The sequence below is a fragment of the Microbispora sp. NPDC049633 genome, assembly GCF_040675265.1.
Lineage (GTDB): Bacteria > Actinomycetota > Actinomycetes > Streptosporangiales > Streptosporangiaceae > Microbispora > Microbispora maris.
The window spans coordinates 1-26,146 of the sequence record NZ_JBFAOO010000024.1 but is presented as its reverse complement, the minus strand read 5'-3'; the positions used below and the strand labels follow the sequence as shown (position 1 = coordinate 26,146).

Annotated in this window: 25 protein-coding genes; 10 read left to right on the top strand and 15 right to left on the bottom strand. The window is 71.4% G+C overall.

Going from position 1 to position 26,146, the window contains the following annotated elements; genetic code table 11:
- Position 1: 1 nt before the first annotated feature.
- Positions 2-1,915, bottom strand: a complete 1,914-nt coding sequence (gene dxs, locus AB0J39_RS09225) for a 1-deoxy-D-xylulose-5-phosphate synthase (RefSeq protein WP_363462901.1) — start codon at positions 1,913-1,915, stop codon at positions 2-4.
- A gap of 238 nt (positions 1,916-2,153) precedes the next feature.
- Between dxs and AB0J39_RS09220 the strand changes: the two genes are divergently transcribed.
- On the top strand, positions 2,154-2,966 hold the full coding sequence (locus tag AB0J39_RS09220) for a neutral zinc metallopeptidase (protein WP_363462900.1): 813 nt from the start codon (positions 2,154-2,156) through the stop codon (positions 2,964-2,966).
- Here the strand turns inward: AB0J39_RS09220 and AB0J39_RS09215 are convergent.
- From AB0J39_RS09215 to AB0J39_RS09200, 4 genes are all read right to left on the bottom strand, one after another.
- Positions 2,963-4,168: an ROK family transcriptional regulator gene (locus tag AB0J39_RS09215; RefSeq protein WP_363462899.1), complete on the bottom strand. Its 1,206-nt coding sequence runs from the start codon at positions 4,166-4,168 to the stop codon at positions 2,963-2,965. The two genes, AB0J39_RS09220 and AB0J39_RS09215, sit on opposite strands and share 4 nt — an antisense overlap.
- 92 nt (positions 4,169-4,260) lie before the next feature.
- Positions 4,261-5,508 carry an ABC transporter permease gene (locus AB0J39_RS09210; protein ID WP_363462898.1) on the bottom strand — a complete coding sequence of 416 codons (1,248 nt, stop codon included), beginning with the start codon at positions 5,506-5,508 and terminating at the stop codon, positions 4,261-4,263.
- Positions 5,505-6,281: an ATP-binding cassette domain-containing protein gene (locus AB0J39_RS09205; protein WP_169980220.1), complete on the bottom strand. Its 777-nt coding sequence runs from the start codon at positions 6,279-6,281 to the stop codon at positions 5,505-5,507. The genes AB0J39_RS09210 and AB0J39_RS09205 overlap by 4 nt, the downstream gene beginning before the upstream one ends.
- Before the next feature lie 210 nt (positions 6,282-6,491).
- Positions 6,492-7,613, bottom strand: coding sequence for a sugar ABC transporter substrate-binding protein (locus AB0J39_RS09200; protein ID WP_363462897.1), 1,122 nt, complete (start codon positions 7,611-7,613; stop codon positions 6,492-6,494).
- A gap of 373 nt (positions 7,614-7,986) precedes the next feature.
- On the opposite strand from AB0J39_RS09200, the gene AB0J39_RS09195 reads away from it, so the two are divergent.
- Positions 7,987-8,466 carry an ABC transporter ATP-binding protein gene (locus tag AB0J39_RS09195; RefSeq protein ID WP_363462896.1) on the top strand — a complete coding sequence of 160 codons (480 nt, stop codon included), beginning with the start codon at positions 7,987-7,989 and terminating at the stop codon, positions 8,464-8,466.
- A 78-nt stretch (positions 8,467-8,544) separates the two neighbouring features.
- Here AB0J39_RS09195 and AB0J39_RS09190 read toward each other — a convergent pair whose 3' ends face one another.
- A complete protein-coding gene (locus tag AB0J39_RS09190; protein ID WP_363462895.1) occupies positions 8,545-8,850 on the bottom strand; it encodes a hypothetical protein in 306 nt (101 codons plus the stop codon).
- An 80-nt stretch (positions 8,851-8,930) separates the two neighbouring features.
- Positions 8,931-9,656, bottom strand: a complete 726-nt coding sequence (locus tag AB0J39_RS09185) for a sulfite exporter TauE/SafE family protein (RefSeq protein WP_363462894.1) — start codon at positions 9,654-9,656, stop codon at positions 8,931-8,933.
- 168 nt (positions 9,657-9,824) lie between these two features.
- On the opposite strand from AB0J39_RS09185, the gene AB0J39_RS09180 reads away from it, so the two are divergent.
- Both AB0J39_RS09180 and AB0J39_RS09175 read left to right on the top strand, forming a co-directional pair.
- Positions 9,825-10,151 carry a ribbon-helix-helix protein, CopG family gene (locus AB0J39_RS09180; RefSeq protein ID WP_363462893.1) on the top strand — a complete coding sequence of 109 codons (327 nt, stop codon included), beginning with the start codon at positions 9,825-9,827 and terminating at the stop codon, positions 10,149-10,151.
- A complete protein-coding gene (locus tag AB0J39_RS09175; protein WP_363462892.1) occupies positions 10,141-10,473 on the top strand; it encodes a type II toxin-antitoxin system PemK/MazF family toxin in 333 nt (110 codons plus the stop codon). The genes AB0J39_RS09180 and AB0J39_RS09175 overlap by 11 nt, the downstream gene beginning before the upstream one ends.
- Before the next feature lie 69 nt (positions 10,474-10,542).
- On the opposite strand, the gene AB0J39_RS09170 is transcribed toward AB0J39_RS09175, so the two are convergent.
- Both AB0J39_RS09170 and AB0J39_RS09165 read right to left on the bottom strand, forming a co-directional pair.
- Positions 10,543-13,317, bottom strand: coding sequence for an aconitate hydratase (locus AB0J39_RS09170; RefSeq protein ID WP_363462891.1), 2,775 nt, complete (start codon positions 13,315-13,317; stop codon positions 10,543-10,545).
- 233 nt (positions 13,318-13,550) lie between these two features.
- On the bottom strand, positions 13,551-14,270 hold the full coding sequence (locus tag AB0J39_RS09165; protein ID WP_363462890.1) for a metal-dependent hydrolase: 720 nt from the start codon (positions 14,268-14,270) through the stop codon (positions 13,551-13,553).
- A 333-nt stretch (positions 14,271-14,603) separates the two neighbouring features.
- Between AB0J39_RS09165 and AB0J39_RS09160 the strand changes: the two genes are divergently transcribed.
- The 4 genes from AB0J39_RS09160 to AB0J39_RS09145 all read left to right on the top strand — a co-directional run bounded on the left by AB0J39_RS09160 (position 14,604) and on the right by AB0J39_RS09145 (position 17,047).
- Complete coding sequence (locus AB0J39_RS09160) at positions 14,604-15,332, top strand: PadR family transcriptional regulator (protein ID WP_363462889.1); 729 nt, start codon at positions 14,604-14,606, stop codon at positions 15,330-15,332.
- Between the two features lie 2 nt (positions 15,333-15,334).
- Complete coding sequence (locus tag AB0J39_RS09155) at positions 15,335-16,048, top strand: DUF1707 domain-containing protein (protein ID WP_363462888.1); 714 nt, start codon at positions 15,335-15,337, stop codon at positions 16,046-16,048.
- A 135-nt stretch (positions 16,049-16,183) separates the two neighbouring features.
- Positions 16,184-16,309, top strand: a complete 126-nt coding sequence (locus tag AB0J39_RS09150; protein ID WP_259401020.1) for a hypothetical protein — start codon at positions 16,184-16,186, stop codon at positions 16,307-16,309.
- A gap of 108 nt (positions 16,310-16,417) precedes the next feature.
- Positions 16,418-17,047, top strand: coding sequence for a DUF6879 family protein (locus tag AB0J39_RS09145; protein WP_363462887.1), 630 nt, complete (start codon positions 16,418-16,420; stop codon positions 17,045-17,047).
- A 28-nt stretch (positions 17,048-17,075) separates the two neighbouring features.
- Here AB0J39_RS09145 and mug read toward each other — a convergent pair whose 3' ends face one another.
- The 3 genes from mug to AB0J39_RS09130 are packed head-to-tail and all read right to left on the bottom strand — an operon-like array spanning position 17,076 to position 18,540.
- On the bottom strand, positions 17,076-17,615 hold the full coding sequence (gene mug, locus AB0J39_RS09140; protein WP_363462886.1) for a G/U mismatch-specific DNA glycosylase: 540 nt from the start codon (positions 17,613-17,615) through the stop codon (positions 17,076-17,078).
- Between the two features lie 9 nt (positions 17,616-17,624).
- A complete protein-coding gene (locus tag AB0J39_RS09135) occupies positions 17,625-18,131 on the bottom strand; it encodes a cupin domain-containing protein (protein ID WP_363462885.1) in 507 nt (168 codons plus the stop codon).
- A 37-nt stretch (positions 18,132-18,168) separates the two neighbouring features.
- Positions 18,169-18,540 carry a DUF4267 domain-containing protein gene (locus tag AB0J39_RS09130; protein WP_363462884.1) on the bottom strand — a complete coding sequence of 124 codons (372 nt, stop codon included), beginning with the start codon at positions 18,538-18,540 and terminating at the stop codon, positions 18,169-18,171.
- An 88-nt stretch (positions 18,541-18,628) separates the two neighbouring features.
- Here AB0J39_RS09130 and AB0J39_RS09125 point away from each other — a divergent pair, with 88 nt between their 5' ends.
- Positions 18,629-19,201 (top strand): TetR/AcrR family transcriptional regulator, encoded by a 573-nt coding sequence (locus tag AB0J39_RS09125; RefSeq protein WP_363462883.1) that lies wholly within the window; start codon positions 18,629-18,631, stop codon positions 19,199-19,201.
- Positions 19,202-19,225: 24 nt separating this feature from the next.
- Here the strand turns inward: AB0J39_RS09125 and AB0J39_RS09120 are convergent, their stop codons facing one another.
- Positions 19,226-19,822 (bottom strand): TetR/AcrR family transcriptional regulator, encoded by a 597-nt coding sequence (locus AB0J39_RS09120; RefSeq protein WP_363462882.1) that lies wholly within the window; start codon positions 19,820-19,822, stop codon positions 19,226-19,228.
- Between the two features lie 106 nt (positions 19,823-19,928).
- Here AB0J39_RS09120 and AB0J39_RS09115 point away from each other — a divergent pair, with 106 nt between their 5' ends.
- Positions 19,929-21,527 carry an MDR family MFS transporter gene (locus AB0J39_RS09115; RefSeq protein ID WP_363462881.1) on the top strand — a complete coding sequence of 533 codons (1,599 nt, stop codon included), beginning with the start codon at positions 19,929-19,931 and terminating at the stop codon, positions 21,525-21,527.
- Positions 21,528-21,668: 141 nt separating this feature from the next.
- On the opposite strand, the gene AB0J39_RS09110 is transcribed toward AB0J39_RS09115, so the two are convergent.
- Together AB0J39_RS09110 and AB0J39_RS09105 are read right to left on the bottom strand one after the other, a co-directional pair.
- Complete coding sequence (locus AB0J39_RS09110) at positions 21,669-24,155, bottom strand: polynucleotide kinase-phosphatase (RefSeq protein WP_363462880.1); 2,487 nt, start codon at positions 24,153-24,155, stop codon at positions 21,669-21,671.
- Positions 24,152-25,825, bottom strand: coding sequence for a 3' terminal RNA ribose 2'-O-methyltransferase Hen1 (locus AB0J39_RS09105; RefSeq protein ID WP_363462879.1), 1,674 nt, complete (start codon positions 25,823-25,825; stop codon positions 24,152-24,154). Before AB0J39_RS09105 ends, AB0J39_RS09110 begins: the two co-directional genes overlap by 4 nt.
- Positions 25,826-26,146 lie beyond the last annotated feature (321 nt).

Sequence of the window (26,146 nt, the reverse complement as noted above, 5' to 3'; positions counted from 1 at the left end):
GTCAATCGGTCGGCTGCACCAGCCGCGCCGGGTGGCTCTCCATCACCGGCGACCGGCGTGCCACGGCCTCGGTGATCTGACGGGCGAGGTCCTGCCCGGTCAGGCCGATCTCGGAGAGGATCTTGGCCCGCTTGGCGTGGTCGAGGAAACGCTGCGGGATGCCGTAGGTGCGCACCGGCACGTCCACGTCGGCGTCGCGCAGCAGGCGCGCCACGGCGTCGCCCACGCCGCCGACCCGGCCGTTGTCCTCCACCACGACGACCAGCTTGTGCGCCGCCGCGGCCAGCACCAGGGCCCGGTCCAGCGGCTTCACCCAGCGGGGGTCCACCACGGTGGCCGAGATGCCCTGCGCGTCGAGGAGGGTCGCGGCCTCCAGGCAGATCTCGGCCATCGGGCCGACCGCGACCAGCAGCACGTCGGCGTCGCCGGCGCGCAGGACGTCCATCTCGCCGAGCTTGCCGACGGCCTCCACGTCCTCGGGCAGGGCGCCCTTGGGGAAACGGATCACCGACGGGCCGTCCTCGATCCCGACCGCCTCGGCCAGCAGCTCGCGCAGCCGCGCGCCGTCGCGGGGGGCGGCGACCGACAGTCCGGGGATGACCTGCAGGATCGACAGGTCCCACATGCCGTTGTGGCTCGGTCCGTCGTCGCCGGTGACCCCGGCCCGGTCGAGCACGACGGTGACCGGCTGCCGGTGCAGCGCCACGTCCATCAGAAGCTGGTCGAAGGCCCGGTTGAGGAAGGTCGCGTAGACCGCCACAACCGGGTGGAGACCGCCCATCGCGAGCCCCGCGGCGCTGGTCAGGGCGTGCTGCTCGGCGATGCCCACGTCGTAGATCCGGTCCGGATAGGCCTCGGCGAAGGCCGCCAGGCCGGTCGGGTGGAGCATCGCCGCGGTGATCGCGACGACGTCCTTCCGCTCGGCGCCGATCTTGACCATCTGGTCGCTGAACACGTTGGTCCAGCTGTGCGGCTTGGGCCGCTCCTCGCCGGTCTCGACGTCGAAGGGCTGCGGCGAGTGGAAGCAGTCCTCGTCGTGGTTCTCCGCGTGCGCGTAGCCGTTGCCCTTGCGGGTGAGCACGTGGACGATGACGGGGCCGCGGAAGGCCCGGGCGCGGCGCAGGGCGGCCTCCACGGCGCCCTCGTCGTGGCCGTCGATCGGGCCGACGTACTTCAGCCCGAGGTCCTCGAACATGGCCTGCGGGGTCAGGATGTCCTTCAGGCCCTTCTTCATGCCGTGCAGCGTGTCGTAAAGCGGCGTGCCGACCACCGGCACCCGGCCGAGGTTGTTCTTCACCAGTTCGAGCACGTGCTCGTAACCCTGGGTCATCCGCAGGGACGACAGATGGGAGGCCAGACCGCCGATCGTCGGCGAGTAGGAGCGGCCGTTGTCGTTGACCACGATGATCAGCGGCAGGTCCTTGCGCCCGGCGATGTTGTTCAGCGCCTCCCAGGCCATGCCGCCGGTGAGCGCGCCGTCGCCGATCACCCCGACCACCGTACGGTCCGTCTCACCGCGCAGTACGAGCGCCTTGGCCAGCCCGTCGGCGTACGACAGGACGGTGGAGGCGTGCGAGTTCTCGATGAAGTCGTGCTCTGACTCCGCCCGGCTGGGGTACCCCGACAGGCCGCCCTCCTGCCGCAGCGTGCCGAACTGCCCGGCCCGCCCGGTCAGCAGTTTGTGCACGTACGACTGGTGGCCGGTGTCGAACAGGATCGGGTCGCGCGGCGAGTCGAAGACCCTGTGGAGGGCGATGGTCAGCTCGACGACGCCGAGGTTGGGACCGAGGTGTCCGGCGGTCCTCGCGACCGTGGAGACCAGCAGCTCGCGGATCTCCTCCGCCAGCGCGGGCAGCTCCCCCGCCTCAAGGCGCTTCACGTCGAGCGGGTCCTTGATCGTCTCCAGAATCCCCACCGCGCATCCTTCCGCTCGCCATCGAACGGATCGAGTCTAGTTCCAGGCAGGCCTGGAGGTATCAGGGGTGGCGCCTAACCTCCACAAGACCTTTCCCGTGTTGACATCGATTCCGCTTTACCCGCCGCCGCCTCCTGCCCTACCCTCATGATCCACGTGGGGAAAGTCCGTATTAATGCGCCTTCGGGTTCCTCGCCAGATTCCTGACTATCTCTCTGTCCGCTTGGGATGCCCACTCATGATTCGCATAAGCCTCCGCTCGGTGGCCGTCGCGGCGACGGCGGTGGCCGGAGTCCTGTCCCTCACCGGTACGGCGGGCGCGGCCGGCGCGACGGCGGCACCGGCCACGTCGTCGGCCCGGCCCATGCCGACGGGCCCGGGGGCCCTGACGAGGAACCCGCTCTACACCACCGGCGAGTTCGAGTTCTTCGCGTGCAGCGAGCTGAGCCGCAGGCCCGGCGACATCGACACCTACCGGGTCTACCTGGACAACCTGCTCGACTGCCTCAACCGGACCTGGACCGAGGAGTTCCGGCAGGCCGGGCTGAAGTTCTCTCCGCCCAAGGTGCGGTACATCACCAAGAGCGTGGCGACGGGCTGCGGCAAGTACCCGGCCGGCTACGCGGCGGGCCTGTACTGCCCCAGGAACGGGACGATGTGGATCCTGCTGTCCAAGGGACAGCTGTCCGACCCCAACGAGTTCAGCCTCTTCACGGTCATCGCCCACGAGTACGGCCACTACGCGCAGGACCGGGCCGGCATCCTGCTCGAGTTCGCCCGGCAGTACCCCCGGCTGGGCAAGAAGCGCGTCGACGACCTCAACCGCCGCATCGAGCTGCAGGCCGAGTGCTTCTCCGGCGCCTTCATCGGCAGCGTCTGGCGTTCGCTCGGCCGTGACCAGGTCGACTGGGACGACCAGCTCAAGTGGATCATCGGCGACAAGTGGCACGGCAAGGCGGCCAACATCCGCTACTGGCTCAAGCGCGGCTGGTACGGCAACGGCCCGAAGGTGTGCAACACCTTCTCCGCCCCCGCGTCGAAGACGGCCTAGGGAGCGACCCGGGACAGCGCTTCGAGGGGGTCGGCGAGCACCTGGGCGAAGGCCAGCTCGGCGGCCCCCATCAGGGTCGCGTCGTCGCCCAGGGCCGAGGTGCGCAGCCGCACCTGCTCCCGCGTCGCGCGCAGGGTGCCGGTCGCGATCCGGCTGCGCACCTGGGCGGCCGAGCCCAGGTAGATCTCCCGCAGGATGCCGCCGAAGACGACCATCTCGGGATTGAAGATGTTCACCAGACTGGCCACGCCGAGCCCGAGCCAGTTCCCCACGCGGGCGAGGGCCTCCTGGGCCCTCACGTCGCCGCGGTCGGCGGCGTCGACGACGGCACGGACCCCGTCCCGCCCGATGATCTCGCCGTACCGGCCGGCGTGCTCCATGAGGGCGGGCTCCCCCACCTCGGCCTCCAGGCAGCCGCGCGAGCCGCAGGCGCAGGGCCGTCCGTCCGGGTTGACCACCATGTGGCCCACCTCGCCGCCGTACCCGCCGTACCCTCCGAGGAGCTGGCCGTTCACGATGATCCCGCCGCCGATGCCCACATCCGCGTGCAGGTAGATCAGGTCGCGGCAGCCGGCGCCGATCCCGCGGGTGTGCTCGGCGAGCGCGCCGAGGTTGGCCTCGTTGCCCACCGCCACCGGCAGCCCGAGCGCGAGCCGCTTCGTGAGCTCCTCCCCCAGCGGCACCTCGAACGCCCCGATGTTGGGCCCGATCCTCACCACGCCGTCGGAGGCCCGGACCACGCCGGAGACCGCCGCCGCCGCGCCGACGCAGATCGTGTCCTCACGCGTCTTGCGCCGCATCTGCCGGGCGAAGCCGGCCAGCGTCCCCACGACCTGCGCCATGTCGAACGACTGGCGCGCCCGTGCGGCCTCGCGGCGGTCGAGGATCACACCGCCGAGGCCGATGCGGGCGGCGGCCAGCCGGTCCACCCCCACCTCGAAGGCCAGCACGTAGACGCGGGCCGTCTCCGGGCGGACGACCAGCGACGGCCGTCCCGCCCGGCCGGTGTCCTTGGGAAGTTCCTCCCTGACGAGACCGGCCGCCGTGAGGTCCGCCGTGAGCGCCATGATGGTGCTGCGGTTCAGCCCCATCAGCGCGGTCAGCTCGGCCCGCGACGTCGGACCGCCCAGGTGGACGTGCCGCAGGAGCGTCCCGAGATTGTGCTTGCGGATCTCCTCCTGTGAGGGACCGGCGCGCATCATCGGGGCAGCCTCGCGGATTCCGTGGGGGGGGCGGTCAGGGGGGCCGTGAGAGAGCTCAGGGGGCGGAGATCACCTTAGCTGTCCCGATCACGTCATCTTCTGCCGGTCGCCGCCGCGCGCTTCCTCGACAGCGCGTCCACGCCCGCGGCGAGCAGGAGCACCGATCCGGTCACGACGAACTTCACGCCGGCGCTGTAGCCCATGAGGCCCATGCCGTTCTCGATGACCGCGACCACCGCGCCGCCGAGCACCGCGTCGAGCGCCCGGCCCTTGCCGCCGAAGAGGCTGGTGCCGCCGATGACGGCCGCGCCCACCGCGAACAGCAGCACGTTGCTGCCGCCGGTGTTGGGGTCGACCGAGTTGGCCCGCGACGCCGCGATGATGCCGCCGATCGAGGCCATGAAGGAGCAGATGACGAACGCGGAGATGCGGATGCGGTCCACGTTGATGCCGGCCCGGCGGGCGGCCTCGGCGTTGCCGCCGACTGCGTAGATGTGCCGGCCGTACGACGTGCGCCGCAGCACGAAGGTCCAGACGATCAGCAGGATCACGATCAGCGGGACGACGATCGGCACGCCCTTGAGCGACACGATCGCCGCGTTGCGGCTGCGCTCCAGGTTGAGCACGTACACCGCGAACCCGGCGACCACGGCGAGCGTCAGGATCCGGGCGCCGATGACCGCCATCGGGGTGGCGACCAGGCCGCGGGACACGCGGCGGCGCGCCTGCACGAACTGCAGGGCGGCGTACGCGGCGACGCCCACCACCAGCGCGATCCAGCCGGCGATCGGGGGGACGTTCTTGTTCGCGATCGCGAGGATCGTCTCGTCGCGGATCGAGATGTTGGTGCCGTCCTTGACCAGCAGCAGCACGACGCCCTGGAAGGCCAGGAACGCCGCCAGCGTGACCACGAAGGACGGGATGCCGAGCTTGGCCACCAGAGAGCCGAGGACCATGCCGATGACGGCGCCGGTGACCATCGCGGCCAGGACCGCGAGATACCAGGGCCAGCCCTGCAGGGTCAGCAGCACGGCGAGCACCGCCGCGCAGACGCCGCTCGCGAAGCCGGCGGACAGGTCGATCTCGCCGAGGAGGAGCACGAAGATCAGGCCCATGGCGATGACGGCGACCGCCGCGCCCTGGGTGAACAGGTTGGCGAAGTTGACCGCCGACAGGAAGGCCGGGCGCAGGACCGAGAAGACCACGCAGAGGATGACCAGGCCGAAGACCGCGGGCAGCGCCCCCAGCTCACCGCCCTTGACCCGCTCGATGTAGCCCTTGACGTGCACGCCGATCGAGGAGTCGGCGTTCTCCTGCTTGGGGAGCGTTTCGGTTGTCATGATGCCGCTCCGTTGCCGTTCCTGAGCCCGAGCTCCCCGCTCCGCCCGGAAGTGATGAGTTCCACGACCTGCGAGTGGGTCACCTCGGAGGCCTTGACCTGAGCCGCCATCCGTCCCAGGTACAGCGCCGCGATCCGGTCGGACACGGCGAAGACGTCGTTCATGTTGTGCGAGATGAGCACCACCGCGAGGCCCTTGTCGGCCAGACGGCGGACCAGCTCGAGCACCTGGGCGGTCTGCGCCACGCCGAGGGCGGCGGTCGGCTCGTCGAGAATGACGACCTTGCTGTTCCACAGCACGGCCTTGGCGATCGCCACGGTCTGCCGCTGGCCGCCGGACAGGCTGGAGACGTGCTGGCGCAGCGACTTGACGGTGCGGACCGACAGGCCGGCCAGGGTCTTGGCCGCCATCTCCTCCATCGTGTCCTCGTCGAGGACCAGCCCGCTGCGGCGCTCGCGGCCGAGGAACATGTTCTGCACGATGTCGAGGTTGTCGCAGAGGGCGAGGTCCTGGTAGACGATCTCGACGCCCAGCGCCGCCGCGTCCCTGGGCCCGTGCACCTGGACCCGCTCGCCCTCGAAGAAGTACTCGCCCGAGTCGATCGGGTGGATGCCGCCGATGCATTTGACCAGCGTCGACTTGCCGGCGCCGTTGTCGCCGACCAGTGCTGTCACCTCGCCCGGATAGGCCGAGAAGGCGACGTCGTGAAGGACCTGCACGGGGCCGAAGCTCTTGTTGATGCCGCGCAGTTCCAGGATCGGTCCCTGGGACACGATGGGCTACTCCGTAGATCGATGGGGCCGGTACGGCGCCGTTCTCCGGGCCGCCACTCGTCGCTCCGGGCGGTGCGGGGCGCCCTGTGCCCTTTCCGGGACTGTGTCGTATCCCGGGACAGGACGCCCCGCACGGTGCTCGTCGCGGCTCAGCACGTCACCCGCTAAGGGGGGTCCGCGTCGCCGTACGCACCCGGTGGATGGATGGGCTTAGCTGATGCCGGCCTCGGTGCACTTGTCGGCGAACTCGCCGGTGCACAGCTCGTCCTTGCTCACGAAGCCGTCGGCCACGACGTCCTTGACGTTGTCGAAGAAGATGGCCTGGGGCTCCAGGAGCACGGAGGGGACGTCACGGTTGCCCTCGGTGTCCTTGACCGTGCCGCTCGCCTGCGGCTGCTCGCCCTTGGCCAGCGAGACCGCGAGCTGCGCGGCCGCGTCGGCCTCCTTCTTGATGGCCTTGTAGACCGTCATGCACTGGTCGCCGGCGAGGATGTTCTGCAGGCCCTGCACGGTGGCGTCCTGGCCGGTGACCGGGACCTTGCCGTTCAGCTTCTGCTTCTTCAGCACGGAGATGGCGGCGTTGCCGAGGCCGTCGTTGGCGGCGAGCACACCGGCGATCTTCGGCTCCTGGGTCAGCATCTGCTCGAAGATCGTGCCGGCCTGGGTGTTGTCCCAGTCGGGAACCGACTGGTCCGGACCCTTCTTGTAGTCACCGGAGTCGTACTTCGGCTGCAGCACGCCGTCGTAGCCCTGCTTGAACAGCGTGGCGTTGTTGTCGGTCGGCGAGCCGTTCAGCTCGGCGACGATGGGCTTGTCGGCCTTCTTGTCGGTCAGGCACTTGACCAGGCCCTCGCCCTGCAGCTTGCCGACCGCCGTGTTGTCGAAGGACACGTAGTAGGAGGCGCTGCCGCCGAGCGTGAGGCGGTCGTAGTCGATCGTCGCCACGCCCTGCGACTTGGCCTTGTCCAGCACGGCCTTGCCGGTGCCGCTGTCCAGGTTGACGATCATCAGGACGGTCGCGCCGTTGGTGATCATCTGGTCGGCGATCGTCTGGAACGCGGTCTTGTCGCCCTGGGCGTTCTGGATGTCGTACTGGACGCCCGCCGTCTTGAAGGCCTCCTCGAGGTACTTGCGGTCGGCGGTCTCCCACCGGGCGGAGGACTTGCTGTCCGGCAGGATGACGCCGATCTTGCCGGGCTTGGCGTCGCCGGCGGCGGCCGAGGGGGCGCCGCTGGTCTCCGCCGAGGTGTCACCGCTCTCGCCCCCGCAGGCGGTGAGACCGAGGGTGAGCGCCGCGGCAGCGGCGCCGATGCTGAGGATCCCCTTGCGCATGATGCGTGGGTCCTTTCTTTGGCTGGGGGTCTATGAGGGGGTGCGGCCGAGCCAGTGCCTCGTCCCGCCGTCTGGGCGAGTGCTGTCGGTCAAGACACTCTGGCCACCCGGTACGGCAGGAGCCGGGTCCCGGCGTTCACCGCTCCAGGGAATGTTGTTTGAGACAACGTAAGCCCAAAGCCCAGGTGGTGAAAGACACAGGACGGTAACGTTTGTTGTCCGCGGTAACAATGAAGAAACGCACGATCAACATCGGGCGGCGTTACTTCCCGGCAGGCGACGGGCGATCGTGACACGTTGGCGATCCCGGGGCTCCTACTGTCGGCAGCGACGCCCCGCGTACGGCGGCGTGGCGGCGATGCGGAGGCCGGTGATGCCCGAGCCCGTTCTGTCCTGCCATTCGCCGAGCCGCCGCGCCGGCGGCGGTGAGGTCGTGCGCGCCCTGTCGCTGGACGTCGCGCCGGGCGAACGTGTCACCCTCGTCGGTCCCTCGGGCTCGGGGAGGACTACCCTGCTGACCACACTCAGCGGCCTGCTGAAGCCCGCCGCCGGCCGCGTGCTGGTCGGCGGAGTGCCGCTCGCCGAGCGTCCGGACCCGCGCCGGGAGACCGCACTGGTCTTCCAGTCCTACGGCCTGCTGTCGCCGCTGACGGCCGCCCGCGTCCTCGCGCTCCGGCCGCGGGCGCTGCCGGCCGACGAGCCGACGGCCGAGCAGGACAAGGTCAACCGCGCCCTGGTGCTGGAGGCCCTGCTCGCGTCGCCCGCCGCACTGGTCGTGACCACGCACGACCCGGAGGTGGCCGGCCGGTGCGACCGGGTGGTCGACCTGCGGGCGGCGGTGTTCCGGCGGTGACCACTCCGGCGAACGCGCCCGCGAACGCGCCACGCGAGTCGTCCGCCTGACCCGGTTCCACGGCCCGCCGCCGTACGGCTATCCGCCGTGACCCGGCGGCCCGTAAGGCTGCTGCGGCGGCTGGAAGGACTGCGCGGGCTGGTGGACGGGCTGCACGGGCTGGACAGGCTGCGCGGGCGGTCCTGGCTGCGCTGTGCCGTAACCGGGAGGCGGACCGTAAGGCTGCTGCGGCGGACCGTATGCGGGCTGCTGAATCATCTGAGCGTGCTGCGCCCCGATCCGCTCGTGCCGCACCGCGAGCCGCACGGCCCAGTAGATGACGAGGAACATCACGGTCGCCGAAACGACGAGCGAGATGAGCACCCCCAGGACGCTGCTGACCATCGGTCCCCCTACGTATGAGGACACAAGCCTGCCGATCTTAAGGAGGGACTGTCCAGTCCTCGAATCTCGGACAGCCGCGCTCAGTGGGCGAGGCTCTGCCCCAGCAGCGCGCAGGCGGAGACGGCGGCCACCGCCAGGACCGCGGCGCGGACCCGTCCGCCGTCGAGATAGCGGCGCAGCGGTCCCGACACCGCGAAGCCGAGCAGGACGAAGGGCACCAGCGCCGCCCCCGCCGCCAGTGCGCGCCCCGGAAGCCTGCCGAGCGCGGCGAGGATGACGAGCGACTGGGCGGCGCTCAGGCAGAAGTAAGTCGCCAGCGTCGCGCGGATCTGCGGGCCGCGGGCGTTCTGGTAGACCAGGGCGATCGGCGGGCCGCCGATGCCGGTGGCCGTGCCGGTGATCCCCGAGAGGAAGCCCGCGACGGTCAGCGTCGCGCCGTTGCGCGGCACTGAGACCGCGCGGGCCGTCAGCGCCACCGCGACCAGCACCATCACGCCGACCAGCACGCCGAGCGCCGCCGTGCTCACGTAGACGACCACGAGTGCGCCGACCGCGCTGCCCGGCAGCCGGCCCAGCAGGGCGAACCCCGCTCCCCGCCACTCGGTCCTGCGCCACTCCCGGGCCAGCGTGAACACCGGCATCGCGAGGTTGACCACCTGGACCGCCCCCGGCATCACCGAGGGATCGAGCAGTGCGATCAGCGGTGCGGCCACCAGGCCCAGCCCGAACCCAACCCCGCCCTGCACGACCGCCCCGATGAAGACGGCCGCTCCCCCGACGAGCAGCAGCACCACGTCGTGATCCATGCGCGGACCCTAGCGGCGTCCCCCGGCGCCCGGGCAACCGGTTATCCGGCTCAGGAACTCGGACAATCACCGTCAGTAGTTTGAAATATGTTGCGAGAGTAATCGGATCCTTCGTCGACTCCTACGTGGCGACAACGCTTTTTGTAGACAGGGTCGTAGCCTCGCGGTATGGGCAGCGAGCAACGCCACACGACGATCCGGGTCAGCGTCGAGACCAGAGACCTGATAGCGCGACTCTCGGAGCAGGAAGGCAAGAGCATGACCGCATTGGTCGAGGACGCCGTAAGGGAGCACAGGAGGAAGCTCCGCTGGCAGCGCGTCGCGGCGCAGATGGAGCGGACCCGCCGGGAGGACCCGGAAAGCTGGGCGGAGTACGTCGCGGAGCGCGACCTGTGGCTCGGCCCCCCGTCGAACCGCGTCGCCCCCGAGTGGGAAGGCCTGATCGATCCACCCGAGGATCTCCCCGGCGAGCCCAAGGAGAGGAATGAGGGTTAGGCAAGGCGACATCTGGTGGGCCGACCTCGGCGAGCCGATCGGCCGCGAGCAGGGGTACGGCCGGCCCGCCGTCGTCGTCAGCAACGACATCTTCAACAGGCTCGTACGGGACCCCGTGCTCGCCGTTCCGCTGACGACGCGGTTCCGCGGCTGGGACACGCACGTCGAGATAGCGCCCGAGGAGACGGGGCTGCCGAAGACGAGCTGGGCGATGGTCGAACAGGTGCGCGCGCTGTCACCCGAAAGGTTCGGCGCAAGAATCGGGACCGTTCCGCCCGACGTGCTGTCGGAGATCGGCGACTGGATCGCCGACATGTTGTAGGACGGCCAGCGGTCCTGGACGGGATCGGAATCCCGTCCAGGACAGCGTCATGCCCGATGCGGATGCGGTTCAGCTCTTGGCGAGCAGGGAGCGCAGGACGTACTGCATGATGCCGCCGTGGCGGTAGTAGTCCGCCTCACCGGGCGTGTCGAGGCGCACGACGGCCTGGAACTCGACGTCCCCGGCGCGGACGGTGACCGTGGCGGGGGTCGAGCCGCTGTTGAGCTCCTCGACGCCGGCGATGTCGAAGGTCTCCTCGCCGGTCAGGCCCAGCGAGTCGGCGTTCTCGCCCTCGGGGAACTGCAGCGGCAGCACGCCCATGCCGATCAGGTTCGACCGGTGGATGCGCTCGTACGACTCCGCGATGACGGCGCGCACGCCGAGCAGCGCGGTGCCCTTGGCCGCCCAGTCACGCGACGACCCGGAGCCGTACTCCTTGCCGGCCAGGACCACCAGCGGGATGCCGGCGGCCTGGTAGTTCTGCGACGCGTCGTAGATGAACGCCTGCTCCCCGCCCTTGGTGAAGTCGCGGGTGTAGCCGCCCTCCACGCCGTCGAGCAGCAGGTTGCGCAGCCGGATGTTGGCGAACGTGCCGCGGATCATCACCTCGTGGTTGCCGCGGCGGGAGCCGTAGGAGTTGAAGTCCCTGACCTCGACGCCGTGCTCGCGCAGGTAGCGGCCCGCCGGGGTGTCGGCCTTGATCGAGCCCGCCGGCGAGATGTGGTCGGTGGTGACCGAGTCGCCCAGCTTGGCCAGAACCCGGGCGCCCCTGATGTCCGTCACCGGCTCGGGCTTGGCGGGCATGCCGTCGAAGTACGGCGCCTTGCGGACGTACGTCGACTCCGGGTCCCACTCGAAGGTGTCGCCGGTCGGGATCGGCAGCGACCGCCAGTGCTCGTCGCCCTTGAACACGTCCGCGTAGTCACGCTTGAACATGTCCTGGCTGATCGACTCCGACACCACCGCCGCGACCTCCTCGGGCGACGGCCAGATGTCCTTGAGGAAGACCGGCTGCCCGTCGGCGCCGACGCCGAGCGGCTCGTTGTTGAGGTCGACGTCCATGGTCCCGGCCAGCGCGTAGGCCACCACGAGCGGCGGCGAGGCCAGGTAGTTCATCTTGACGTCGGGGTTGATCCGGCCCTCGAAGTTGCGGTTGCCCGACAGCACGGCGGTAACCGCGAGGTCGCTCTCCTGGATGGCGGCGGAGATCTCCGGCTCCAGCGGGCCGGAGTTGCCGATGCAGGTGGTGCAGCCGTAGCCGACGAGGTTGAAGCCCAGCTTGTCGAGGTACGGCTGGAGACCGGACCGCTCGAAGTAGCCGGTGACCACCTGGCTGCCCGGGGCGAGCGACGTCTTCACCCACGGCTTGCGCGACAGGCCCTTGTCCACCGCGTTCTTCGCCAGCAGGGCCGCGCCGAGCATGACGTACGGGTTCGAGGTGTTCGTGCAGGAGGTGATCGCGGCGATCGTGACGACGCCGTGGTCGATCTCGAAGGACGTGCCGTCCGACAGCGTCACCGGAGTGGGCCGGTGCGGGCGCTCGCCGTTGCGCCGCACCTCGTGCGGAACGTCGCCCGCCCCGCTGTGGGCGATCGCCGGAGAGTCCGAGGCCGGGAAGGACTCGGCGGACGCCTCGTCGGCCGGGCCCTCGATGCCGTCGTCGGTGACGTAGGTGCGCACCGCCGCGCGCCACGCCGACTTGGCGTCGGCCAGCGGGATGCGGTCCTGCGGGCGCTTGGGCCCGGCGATCGACGGGACGACGGTCGACAGGTCGAGCTCGATGTACTCGCTGAAGACGGGCTCGGGCGCCGAGGGGTCGAGCCACAGGCCCTGTTCCTTGGCGTACGCCTCGACCAGCGCGACCTGCTCCGGCGAGCGGCCGGTGAGCTTGAGGTAGTCGATGGTCTGGCCGTCGATCGGGAAGATGGCGCAGGTGGAGCCGAACTCGGGGCTCATGTTGCCGATCGTGGCGCGGTTGGCCAGCGGCACGCTGGAGACGCCCTCGCCGTAGAACTCCACGAACTTGCCGACCACGCCGTGCTTGCGCAGCATCTCGGTGATCGTGAGCACGAGGTCGGTCGCGGTCGCGCCGGCCGGCAGCTTGCCGGTCAGCTTGAAGCCGACCACCCGGGGGATCAGCATCGAGATCGGCTGGCCGAGCATCGCGGCCTCGGCCTCGATGCCGCCGACGCCCCAGCCGAGGACGCCGATGCCGTTCTCCATCGTGGTGTGGGAGTCGGTGCCCACGCAGGTGTCCGGGTACGCCTTGCCGTCGCGGGTCATGACCACGCGAGCCAGGTGCTCGATGTTGACCTGGTGGACGATGCCGGTGCCGGGCGGGACGACCTTGAACTCGTCGAACGCCGTCTGGCCCCAGCGCAGGAACTGGTAGCGCTCGCGGTTGCGCTCGTACTCCCGCTCGACGTTGCGCTGGAAGGAGTCGGGGTGACCGAAGAAGTCCACGATGACCGAGTGGTCGATGACCATCTCGGCCGGCGCGAGCGGGTTGATCTTCGCCGGGTCGCCGCCCAGGTCGCGTACGGCCTCGCGCATCGTGGCGAGGTCGACCACGCAGGGCACACCGGTGAAGTCCTGCATGATCACGCGGGCGGGCGTGAACTGGATCTCCACGCTCGGCTGGGCGTTCGGGTCCCAGCTCGCGATGGCGCGGATGTGGTCGGCGGTGATGTTCGCGCCGTCCTCGGTGCGGAGCAGGTTCTCCAGAAGGATCTTCAGGCTGTACGGGAGGCGCGCCGACCCCTCGACGGCGTCCAGCCGGTAGATCTCGTATGACGCGTCACCGACGCGCAGCGTGTCACGGCTGCCGAAGCTGTTCGCGGACACGAAGTTCGCCTCCCCAGGGTTCCGGGCTAGTCACAGGTTTCGTGTGCATCCTCCCGCACGCACGGGACACTCCCGACAATTAGGTTGCCCTAACCTGTGCGGCTCGGCGGATGTCTCGACGTCAAGATATCCCTCAAGATATCTCGACATCAAGTTACCCTCGGGTAGGAAGATCGCCAGGCGGCCGACACCGGCAAATAGCCGGATTTTTCCGGGTTCGCTAAGACGATCGCTCAGGCCGGCATCAGCCGCAGGCAGAACAGCGCGATCACCACGACCGACAGGGCCGGGCCGAGGAACTGCTTCTCGAACGCCTTGCCGGTCTTGATGCCGATGTCCCACGGCAGGAGCCAGCGCCCCTTGATCGGCCATAAGACGGGACAGCCGCGCTCGGTCAGGCAGTCGCCGATCACGTGTACCAGGCAGCCGACCCCGATCGCCAGGCCCAGCCAGGCATAGGTGACCCCGAGTGTCATGAACGTGAAGAACAGCGCCGCCGTGAGCCCAATGTTCACGATGGCGGAGGTGAGCGTCCTGCCGGGCACGCCGATGCCGACGGCACGGATCGCCAGGCCGATCATCAGCACGACCAGGATGTCGCGGCCGATCGCGTAGCGCTCCCCGAGCAGGTGCGCGCCCACGCCGGCCAGGACGCTGAACAGCAGCGAGTGGGTGGCGTGCCGGTGCCCGCCGCTGACGAAGTTCACGCCCTTGCTGAGCAGCCAGGTCACCGGTCCGAACGTCTGGGCGATCGTGGCGCTGGGATGGTCGAGATCGGGCAGCATGGCCGCACCGGCGCAGACCACGGCGCCCGCGACGAGCTCGGGCGGGGTCAGGATCGGCCCCGTCAGCGTCGCCAGCTCCGGGTGCCCCACCGCGTCAGGCAGCGCCATCAGGGCCGGCGCGACCGCCAGCCACACCGCCGCCCCGCTGAGGGCGTGCGAGTGCCCCATCATGACAAGATCACGCTTGCAGACTGTACGGCATAGCACCGACATATTCCGCGAAGCGCCCACCACCCGGACTGGTGTCGCTCACGTCCGTCCGGCGCGGTCACCGGAACGACAAAGACGGGATCGTCCCGCTCCAAGAGCACCCCCCAGCCCTCTCAGAGCAGAACGATCCCGTCTTCGTGTGAGATAACGCTACGGTCTCGGAGGCTGTTCCCCGCACTCGAAAAACTTCCGCGTGAGCTACGTCACTCTTACCGCGATATTGTCGTAAGAACGATCGCGATATATCGTTGAGCCATCGAGAACAGATCGCGGCCAGAAGGGGGCACTGCGATGAGTTCGGCACACGCGATGGGCGCACCCTGGGCCCGCCCGGAGTTCAGACAGCAGTTCAGACAGGAGATGCGGCGCGCCATGCGCGAGAGGTTCGTCAAGGGGGCGGCCATGTGGCATCAGGAACAGGGCGGGGGCCCTCACGAGCACCGGCACAGGGGCGGCATGCGGGGGCGCGGCCCATGGGGCGGTTTCGGGCCCGGCGGCCCGTTCGGGCCGTGGGCGGGCGGCAACTTGCCGTTCGGCCCCCGGGGCTTCGGCCGGCCGAGGAAGGCCAAGCGCGGTGACGTACGAGCCGCGATCCTCGCCCTGCTCGCCGAGCAGCCGCGCAACGGCTACCAGATCATCCAGGAGATCGCCGAGCGCAGCCAGGGCGGGTGGAAGCCGAGTCCCGGCGCCGTCTACCCCGCGCTGCAGCAGCTCACCGACGAGGGCCTGGTGCGCGCGGAGGAGACCGAGGGGCGCAAGACGTTCCAGCTCACCGAGGCCGGGCGCACCTACGTGGAGGAGCACGGGGACGAGGTCCGGGCGCCGTGGGAGGAGATGACGCCGGACATCGGGGACGACGTCCACGAGCTGTTCGACCTGTCCAGGCAGGCGGCCTCCGCGCTGTTCCAGATCGCCCACTCGGGCTCCGCGGGGCAGGTCGGGCAGGCGAAGCAGGTCCTGGCCGAGACCAGGCGGCGGCTCTACCAGATCCTCGCCGACGGCGACCCGGCGGAGGAGTGACGATGGTCTCCCCCGAGGGCTCCCCCTATCGGCCCGCCGCCGGAGGCGGTGCACACACCTCCCATGGCGGCAACGCATCCGCGGGCCACGCCCCGCCGGGCGGTCCGGCGTACGGCGGGCCGCGGATCGGCGGCCTTCGCATCGGGGACAGGGAGCGCGACGAGGTGACGCGGCTCCTGCACGACGCGTTCGCGCAGGGCCGCATCACCCGCGAGGAACTCGACGAGCGCCTCGACGCGACGCTCTCGGCCCGCACGGCCGAGGACCTTCGGCGGGTGACCGCCGACCTCCCCGGCGCCTGGCCGGACGACCCGCGGCCGGCGGGCGCCCATGACGGCGGTGGGCGGGCCGGGGGCCCGTGGGGCCCGGCCTTCCCCGGGCTGCCGGGCACCCGGTCCGGGCCGTACGGCGGGCCGTGGACGGGGGCCCCCACGTGGGCCGGTGCGTGGGGCCCGCACGCGGGGCCGCCCTGGGCGAGGCGTCACCGCCACGGCCCGGCCTGGGGGCCGGCCGGGCCGGGCGGCGCCATGATGCGCACGAGGGGCGGCCCCGCGCCGATCGCGCTCGCCGCCGTGGCGATCCTGGTCGTCGGGCTGCTCACCGGGGCCTGGCCACTGTTCGTGATCGGCAGGCTGCTGCTGGTCGCCTGGCTGGTGGCGACCGTGGTGGGGCTGATCCGGCGCCGTCACCACAGACACGGCGTGGGATACCGGTGAGCGGCGGGGCGTGCCGCCGCCCGGCGCGCCCCCGTCGGCCGGAATTGGGCCTTGACCCCGGATCGGGAGCGGCCAACGATCGTCATGTCGCCCTCGGGGGAGTGTTTGCGGCCACGCCGACGAACGGAGGGTGAATTGAAGCCGGCCGAGCCAGAACCCGAGGTGGTGCGGGAGACCGAGACTGCGGGGACGAGGCAGATCAGGATCAGGCTGCTGGACGCGGTGGAGACGGCCGTGTGCAGCAACTCGACGGGTAACTGACACCCACCAGGACGTCCGCGGAAGACCCACGCGCGCCACGTATCCAGATCCGGGCCGGAGCCGGGGCGCGCCCCTACCAGCGATTCGGCTTCGGCCGAGGGAGGCTCCATGCCCGGAGAAGCGTTCGAGCACGTCAGACAGGCCGCGGGAGAGGTGCTTCCCGCCGCGGAGTACCGGACCGAGCTCTACGATCACCTGCGCGGGACCGAGGGCGTGGTGTGGAAGCTGGAGCGCGCCCAGCACTTCCACGAGCCCGACACCCCGAGCTGGGTCGCGATGACGAACGGAGACTGGGACCGGTCGCTGGCGCTGATGGACGAGATGCGCTTCGCCGACGACCTGCCGCCCCGGGCGGAGCTGCGCCGGCTGCGGATCGTCGAGATGCCGCCGACGCCGTACCTGCAGTGGGAGATCGTCCTGCTCGCGGCGCGCACCCGGGCGGGCGAGCGGGCGCGGGCGCTGCACGCCCGGTCCGTACGGCCGCTGGAGAGCCGCGCGCCGCTGCCCGAGCTGCTGATCGTGAACCACGGCCTGATGTACGAGGTCCTCTACGACGAGATCGGCGCCCACGTGGGCGGACGGCGGATCACCGACACCCGGCTCGTCGAGAGCTGCACCCGGGCCGTCGCCGAGCTGTACGCCCGCGCCGAGGACATGGTGGCCTTCCACGACCGCGAGGTCGCGCACCTGCCGCCGCCGGTCGCCGGGCGCATCCTGTCCCGCCCCGGCCACCCGTGACGGCCCCGTCTCCGGACGGCGGCCGCGATCACAGGTGCGCCGTCCGGAGACGGCCCATCTCGGCCGCGATCGCCTCCAGCGTCCAGTGGGCGTTCAGCCCGCTGGGGTTGGGCAGCACCCACAGCGCCGTCTCGCCGATCGTCTCCTCCTGCGGGCCGATCCGGGCGGCGGGGCGGACGAAGGCGACACGGTAGGCCGACACCCCCGCGACCGCCAGGACGCGGGGGTGGACCTCCGCCACCAGCCGCGCCAGCCGCGCGCCGCCCTCGCGGAACTCCTCCGGGGCCAGTTCGTCGGCCCGGGCGGTCGCCCGGGCCACGACGTTGGTGATGCCGAGGCCGTACGTCGGGAGCAGGTGCTGCTCGGACGGCGCGAGCCTGCGCGGCACGAGCCCGGACAGGTGCAGCGCGGGCCAGAACCGGTTGCCCGGCCGCGCGAAGTGATGACCGGTGGCCGCCGAGTAGAGGCTGGGGTTGATCCCGCAGAACAGCACGTCGAGCCCGGGACCGAGCACGTCCTCGATCGTCGCGTTCCTGGCCGCCTCGAGGTCGGCCTTGGTGGGCGCCATGCCGCGATGCTAGACGGCCCGCCCGCGCCTGGCGTCGTTCCAGACGGCACTGGTGCGCAGGTGGTTGTCGTAGAGCTCCTGAACCTCCAGGAGCGACTCCGGGGGTTGCTTGCCGTAGGCGATGCGCTCCAGCTGACGGAAGTACTCGAAGCGCTCCACGCCGGGAGTGACGACGATGAGGATGTCGGCGTCGTGGCCGGGGGCGGCGGCGAACGCGTGGGCGAGGCCGGGCGGAACGACGACGAGGTCGCCGCGTTCCGCGGTGACGACCTCGTCCCCGCTCAGAAGCTGGGCGCGGCCGTCGAGCAGATAGAACAGCTCGGCGGAGCCGGCGTGGTGATGGGGGGCGGCGCCGTCCGCGCCGTCGGTGAGCGTGACGCGCTGGGCGGACAGGGCGCCGCCCGTGGCGCTGCTGTCGGCCAGCAGCCGCATGGTGGTGGGGGCCCGGCCGATGACCTCGGCGTCGGCGGAGCGCACGATCACGGATTCGGCGAAGTTGGGGACGACCAGCGACATGCCGGGTCCTTTCGTGGAGAGTGGCGGCGGGCGGGGATCAGACGGCGAAGAGCAGGGCGGCGCTGATCAGGACGATCACCGCGGTCGCGAAGTGGATGCCGAACGCGACCGCCCGGGTGCCGCCGTTGCGAAGCACGATCAGGGTGTCGCACAGCGGCAGCAGGGCGACGACCAGCATGTACCAGGCCTCGGCGCGGGCGCCGGCGAAGACGAGCAGGGCCAGGCCCAGCAGACCGTAGGTCCCGTCACGCAGGCCCTTGATCGTCAGATAGGCGGCGTCGCCGTCCTTCTTCGCCGGGACGCCGTAGCCGGCGGCCGCGGCCCGCGGCACGAGCAGGAAGCGGACTCCGATGAACAGGATCATCAGGTTGAGGACGACGGCGAGACCGTACGCGATGGGGGTGAGCATGTCTCTCTCCGAGAGCTAGCAGCGCTAGGAACAAGAACGAAGCTAGCAGAGCATTGCCACAAACGCTAGCGCTGCTAGAGTTCGAAGCATGTCGATCCAGTCACGCAGAGAGCGCGAGCGCGCCGAGCGGGAAAAGCTGATAATCACGGCCGCCCGCGAGCTGGCCGAGGCCGAGGGCTGGGAGGCGGTCACGACCCGGCGGCTGGCCGAGCGGGTCGAGTACAGCCAGCCGGTGCTCTACAGCCACTTCAAGGGCAAGGACGCGATCATGGCGGCCGTCGCCGTGGAGAGCTGCGCCGACCTGGCCCGGGAGCTGCGCGCGGCCAGGACCGCGGCGCCGGACACCCGCCGTGCCATCGCCGACCTCAGCGCGGCCTACGTGGCCTTCGCCGACCGGCACCCGGCCCTTTACGACGTGATCTTCAGCCTGGCCGTCCCGCTGCCGTTCGCCACCCCCGAGGCCCCGGCCGCCCTGCAGGCCGCATTCGGCGAGCTGGCCGAGGCCGTCCGCCCCCACGCGGGCGGCGACGACCTGGGCGCGCTGACCGAGACCTTCTGGGCCGCCCTGCACGGGCTGGTGACCCTCATGCGCGGCGGCCGGCTCCCGCGCGAGCACCACGAGCTCAGGCTCGGGCTGCTCCTGGCCCGCTTCACGGACTGAACCGGCCCCCGGCGGGCGCCGGGCTCAGCGGAAGGGCTGCTCCATCCGGTCGAGAGCCTGCTCGACGATCTGCGCGAGCGGGCGGGCCTCCTGCTCCTCGGTCCAGACGTGGGTGGCGATGCGCAGCCCGACCAGGAAGGCGGCGGCCATGATCCGCGACCTCAGCTCGGCGGCGGGATCCCCGGCCCGGTCGCGTTCGCCGATCGCCTGGACCAGGTCCCGTTCCAGCGCGGCGTGGTTGGCGAGCTGCCGGGCGAGCAGGGACGGGTGGCGCTTGGTGAGCGCGGTGCGCACCGCCCACTCGCGGTCGAGCTCGCCCATGTCCTCCAGCATGTCGCGCACGGCTCCGCGCAGCGCCTGCCAGCCCGACTCCCCCGCCGGCCGTTCGCGGACCGCGCGGACCAGGGATCGGACCCGCTCCTCCTCGCCGTACAGGAGGGCGTCCTCCTTGCTGCCGAAGTAGTTGGAGAAGGTCCGGCGGGAGATGTTGGCGGCCTCCACGATGTCGTCGACGGTGACGTGGTCGAGCCCACGCTCCACGGCGAGCCGCAGCGTGGCCTTGTGGATGGCCTGCCGCGTCTCGGCCTTCTTACGCTCGCGCAACCCCGCCGTCGGTTCCATGGTGCGTTCAGCTTAGCCGCTGAAACATTGCCCACCGAGCAAAGTTGCCTGCTGGGCATGTATCGTTGACGGGTAATCCCCTTCGAACTCGCATTGGAGGCTGCGCGTGAGCGCACCCACGCTGCCGGAGACGGGGGCCAAGAGCCACCGGCAGGTACTCGAAGCGCTGAGCGGCCTGCTCCTCGTCCTGTTCCTCGCGATGATCAGCAGCACGATCGTGTCGGTGGCGCTGCCGCAGATCATCGGCGCGCTGAACGGCACCCAGTCTCAGTACACCTGGGTGGTCACCGCGGCCCTGCTCACCACGACCGCCTCGACCCCCATCTGGGGCAAGCTGGCCGACCTTTTCAGCAAGAAGCTGCTGCTCGAGATCGCGATCGGCATCTTCCTCGTCGCCTCGCTCGCCTGCGGCTTCGCGCAGAACACGCCGATGCTGATCGCCTTCCGCGCGGTGCAGGGCCTGGGCATGGGCGCGCTGCAGATCCTCGTGCAGGTGGTCATCGCCGCCATGATCAGCCCGAAGGACCGGGGCAAGTACAACGGCTACCTCGGCGCGGTCATGGCCGTGGCCACGGTCGGCGGGCCGCTGCTGGGCGGCCTGATCACCGACACGTCCTGGCTGGGCTGGCGGTGGTGCTTCTTCCTGCCGATCCCGTTCACCGCGATCGCACTGATCATCCTGCACCGTACGCTCGACATCGCCTCGGTCCGCCGTCCGGGCACCTCGGTGGACTACCCCGGCGCGATCCTCATCGCCGCCGGCGTGAGCATCCTGCTCATCTGGGTCACCTTCGTCCGCAACTCCTTCGACTGGATCTCCTGGCAGACCTTCGTCATGGTCGGCGCGTCGGTGGTGCTGCTCGGCATCGCCGTCTGGGTGGAGTCCGTGGTCCGCGAGCCGGTCGTCCCGCTGCACGTCATCCGGCGGCGCACGCCGGCCCTCGCGATCCTCGCCAGCCTGGCCGTGGGCATGGCCATGTTCGGCGGCGCGGTCTTCCTCGGCCAGTACTTCCAGATCGGCCGCGGCTACACCCCCACCGAGTCGGGCCTGCTCACGATCCCGATGATGTTCGGCGTGCTGGTCTCGTCCACGATCTCGGGGCGGATGGTGTCCCGCAGCGGCCGGGTCAAGCCGTACATCCTCGTCGGCTCGATCGTGCTCACGCTCGGGTTCCTCGTCCTGTCCACCATGGACCACGACACCTCGCTGGTCCTCGTCGGCGCAGGGATGCTCGTGGTCGGCGCAGGCGTCGGCATGTCCATGCAGAACCTCGTGCTGGCCGTGCAGAACACCGTCCCGCTGCGCGAGCTGGGCGCCGCCAGCGGCGCGATCACCTTCTTCCGCTCGCTGGGCGGCACCATCGGTGTCTCGGTGCTGGGCGCGGTGCTGGCCAACCAGGTCACCGCGAACATCGCCACGGGCCTGGCCAAGGCGGGCATCCCGGTGCCGGCGTCGCAGAGCGCGGGCGGCGGCAGCCTCAACATGGGGGCGCTCCCCGAGCCGATCCGCGGCATCGTGCGCGCCGCCTACGGCGACGCCACCGGCCACATCTTCCTCATCTCGGCCTGCATCGCGGTCGTCGGCATCCTCGCCGTGCTGTTCCTCCCGCAGGTGCGGCTGCGCGACAGCGTGGACCTGCCGGAGCCGGCTACCGGGCCGGCCGCCCCCGGAGCGGACGCGCCCGCGGCGGCCGAGTCTCGCTGAGCCGCGTCTCGAGATACGACCCCCGGGCCCCCGGGCACGGCTCCCGCCTCACCGGCGGGCGGCCGTGCCGGGGGCCGTCCGGTCAGAGACACGGGCCCTCAGGTCACAGACACGGGCGTCCGGACACAGACACGCGTCCGGTCACAGACGCGGGTCGACCGGCTCGGACTCCAGCGCGAGGACGGCGAAGACCGCCTCGTGGATCCGCCATAGCGGCTCGCCCTCCGCCAGCCGCGCCAGCGCCTCGAGGCCGAGCGCGTGCTCCCGCAGCGCGAGCGAGCGCTTCCTTCCGGTGAACCTGCGCCGCAGCACGTCGAGCGACTCGGTGTAGTCGGCGCCGTAGATGATGCGCAGATACTCCCTGCCGCGCACCTTGACGCCCGGCTGCACCCGCCCCTCCGGGTGGGCGGCCGGTTTCACCACCATGCCCTCGCCCCCGGCCTCGGTCAGCGCCGTCCACCACGCGACCGCCGCCTCCCGCTCCTGCGGCGAGTCGAGGGAGACGAAGACGTGGCGGGTCGGCGTGACGAGCGGCGAGTCCAACAGAGCGAGCGTCTTCAGGTGCCACTCGTGCGGCTCCTCCACCGCCGTCGCCCTGCCCTCGCACGCGAGGATCTGGAACGGCGCGAGCCGTACGCCGTCGAGGCCCGAGACCGGCCAGCAGTAACGGGCATAGGCGTCGCGGAAAAGGGCAGCGTTGTGGGCACGGCGGCGGGTGCGGTCGAGCAGAGGGCCTACATCCAGGCCACGTCCCGCCGCCATCTCCAGCGCCGCGACCGCCTCGGGCAGGGCCACCCGGGCGGCCGCCCCCACCGAGGCGTACTGGTCGCGGATCAGCCCCTCCGCCTTGGCCGACCACGGCAGCAGCTCGCAGTCGAGCACCACCCAGTCGGTCTCCAGCGCCTCCCACAGCGGCGCCGCGGCCGCGCGCAGCCGGTCGACCAGTTCCGGCATGCGCTCGTCGAAGAAGGGCCGCCCGGTGCGGGTGTAGACGCTGCCCGCCGTGCCGTCGGCGATGCCGAAGCGGCGCGCCGCGGCCTCCGGGGTCCGCGCCAGCACGGCGACGGCCCGCGAGCCCATGTGCTTCTCCTCGCACACCACCCGGGTCACCCCGGCCCGGGCGAACTCCTCGAACGCCTCGGCCGGGTGCTCCAGGAAGCCCTCAAGCGCCGAGGTCTCCGGCGGGGCCATGGTCGGCGGCAGGTAGACCAGCCAGCGGGGGTCCACGGCGAACCGGCTCATGATCTCCAGCGCCGCGCGGGAGTTCTCCTCCGCGATCCTGATCCGGCCGCCGAACCGCGACTCGACGAAGCGGGTGCCGTCCACGTCGCCGATGTCCAGCACGCCGGGATCGCGGGCGGGGGCCGGCGCGGCGAGGGGCCGCGTGGGCTCGTACCAGACCTTCTCCGCCGGGACCGAGACGAGCTCCCGCTCGGGGTAGCGCAGGGCGGTCAGCCGCCCGCCGAAGACCGCGCCGGTGTCGAGGCAGATCGTGTTGTTGACCCACTCCGGCTCGGGTACCGGGGTGTGGCCGTAGACGACCATGGCACGCCCCCGGTAGTCGTTCGCCCAGGGGTAGCGCACCGGCAGGCCGTACTCGTCGGTCTCCCCGGTCGTGTCGCCGTACAGGGCGAACGCCCGCACCCGCCCGGAGGCGCGCCCGTGGTAGGCCTCCTTCAGGCCGGCGTGCGCGACCACCAGCCGGCCGCCGTCGAGGCGGTAGTGGCTGATCAGCCCGTCCATGAACGCCCTGGCGGCCGCGCGGAACTCCGCCGGCTCGGCCGCGAGCTGCTCCAGCGACCGCTCCAGGCCGTGGGCCACCCGCACCTTGCGGCCGTCGAGCGCCCGGACCAGCTTCTGCTCGTGGTTGCCGGACACGCACAGCGCGGTCCCGGCCTCGACCATGCCCATGACCAGCCGCAGCACGCCCGGCGTGTCCGGACCGCGGTCGACCAGGTCGCCGACGAAGACCGCCGTACGCCCCTCGGGGTGGGCGGCGCCGTCCGGCCCGACCTCCCAGCCGAGCTTCACCAGCAGGGACTCCAGCTCGGCCCGGCAGCCGTGCACGTCGCCGATGATGTCGAACGGCCCGGTGAGGTGGGTCCTGTCGGTCCACGCCTTCTCGTACGTGACGGTCACGTCGTCGATCTCGTCGCCGCGCAGGACGTGGACCCGGCGGAAGCCGTCCTTGGTGATCTTGCCGAGCGACCGGCGCAGCTCCTTGCGCTGCCGGGTGATCACATGGGGGCCGAAGGCCCGGTCGGGGCGGTCCGCGTTCCTGGCGCGCGCCACCTCCTCCGGCACGTCGAGCACGATCGCGTCGGCGAGCACGTCATGGGACCTGGCCAGCTCGATGAGCTTCTTGCGGGCCTCCCACTGCACGTTGGTCGCGTCCACCACCGTCAGCAGGCCCCGGCGCAGACGGATGCCCACGATGTGGTGGAGCAGGTCGAACGCCTCGGGCGTGGCCGTCTGGTCGTTCTCGTCGTCGGCGACCAGGCCACGGCAGAAGTCGGACGAGACGACCTGGGTGGGCGCGAAGTGCCGGGCCGCGAACGTCGACTTGCCGCTCCCGGAGATGCCGACGAGCACCACCAGCGACAGCTCGGGCACACTGACCTCGGTCACGGCCGTCCCTCCCTTCTGCTGAGAACCGCCATCTGGGTGGGCGGGCCCACCTCCGGGTCGTCCTCGCCGACCGGCCGCAGATCGGCCGCGTAGCCGTACGTCTCGCAGACGCCCGCCACCCACCGGGCGAACTCCGCCCGGCTCCACTCGAACCGGTGATCGGGGTGGCGCCGCGCCCCCGTGAGGAGCTCGTACCTGACGTTGTGCTCCACGTTGGGCGTGGTCACGATCACATGTGCGGGCCGCGCCGTGCCGAAGACCACGCGCTCGAGCGCGGGCAGCCGCGGCGGGTCCACGTGCTCGACGACCTCCATCAGCACCGCGGCGTCGTACCCGGCCAGGCGCGCGTCGGTGTACGTCAGCGAGCCCTGGAACAGCTCCAGCCTGGCCCGCTTGGCGTCCGGCATCCGCTCGGCGCGCAGGCGCCGCTTGGCCAGCGCGAGCGCGCGGGCCGACACGTCCATGCCGGCCACCTTCGCGAAGGCCGGCCTGTCCAGCAGCGCCGACAGCAGCTGCCCCGAGCCGCAGCCGAGGTCGAGGACGGTGCGGGCGCCGAGCTCCTCCAGCGCCGCCACGACGGCCTCGCGGCGCAGCGTGTTGAGCGGCACCCGCGCGGCACCGGCCCCGTCGCCCGGAGCCGGTCCGTCGCCCGCGGCCGGTCCGCCGTCCGGACGTGGGACGGCGTCCGGCCGCGGAACGGCGTCGCCGGGAGCCTGGGCGCCCGGCTCCCACGCGGTTTCCCGCGCGGTCTCCCGCACGGTCTTTCGCACGGTCTTTCGCACGGTGCCGTCCACCACGGCGGGCTGCGGCGCGGAGTCGCCCACGGCGGCGCGCTCCTCCTCGGCGCCGTCCACCGGGACGTGCTCCTCCGCGGTGTCGCCCTCGGCGGCGTGCTCCTCCTCCACCGGCGGGTCCAGGCTCTCCTCCACGTCGTCGCCGAGCTCGGCGAGACGGGCGAACGCGGTGCGGGTGAGCGCCCACCTCCGGCCGAGGTAGCGGCGGGTGATCAGCCCTTTGTCCGGATGGCCGGCCAGCCATCCCTCCCCCGCGCGGACGAGCTTGTCGACCTCGTCGCCGGCCAGCCAGTAGTGCTTGGCGTCGTCCAGCACGGGGAGCAGGACGTACAGGTGGTTGAGCGCGTCGGCCAGGCGCACGTTCCCGCGCAGCGCGAGCCGTACGTACCGGGACTCGCCCCATTCGGGATAGCCGGGATCGAGCGGCACGGGCGCGGCGTCGACCTCCCAGCCCAGCGGCCCGAACAGCCGGTGCGCGAGATCGGCCCCTCCCCGGCACGGCAGCGCGGGCAGGGCGATCTCCAGGGGGATCGGCCCGTCCGCGAGGTCCTGCCGGGAGGCGCACCGCCCGGCCCGCGCCGTGCGGAACACGTCCGCGAGCGCCGACGCCAGCAGCGAGGACGCGGCGTACGGCCGGTCGTTGACGTACTGGCCGAGGGAGAAGTCGGGCGAGGACGAGCCCCGCGAGCGGGCCAGCCGCACGGGGTCGACCTCCAGCAGCAGCGCCGCGGTGCACCGGTCCTCGCCCGCCTCCGGGTAGAACACCCTGGCGGTGCCGAACGACCGCTCGAACTCCTGCACCCGGTCGGGGTGCTTGTGCAGGAGGAAGCCGAGGTCCGTGGCGGGCCGCAGAGTCGTCGAGATCGTGAGGATCACCCGGCAAAGTGTGCCGGATGCCCCTTTCGTCAAGCGAGCGAAATACAGCGGCGAACGGTGCCGGAATCGGGGCCGCTCCGGCCCGGACCTGCGGCCCCGCTTCACCGGCCTGCTCCGGATGCCGGCGGCGCCTGCCCGCACGCCGGGCGAGCGGCCAGGCGGCCTGGCCGCGCACGCCATGCCGGCCCGGCCCGCGACGCCACCCGGGGGGGGGGGGGGGGCCGCCGGGGGGGGCGGGGGGGGCGCGGGGGGGGGCGGGCCGCCCGGGGGGGGGGCCGGCGTTCCGCCGGGGGGGGGTGCCCCAGACCAGCGTGTCACCGT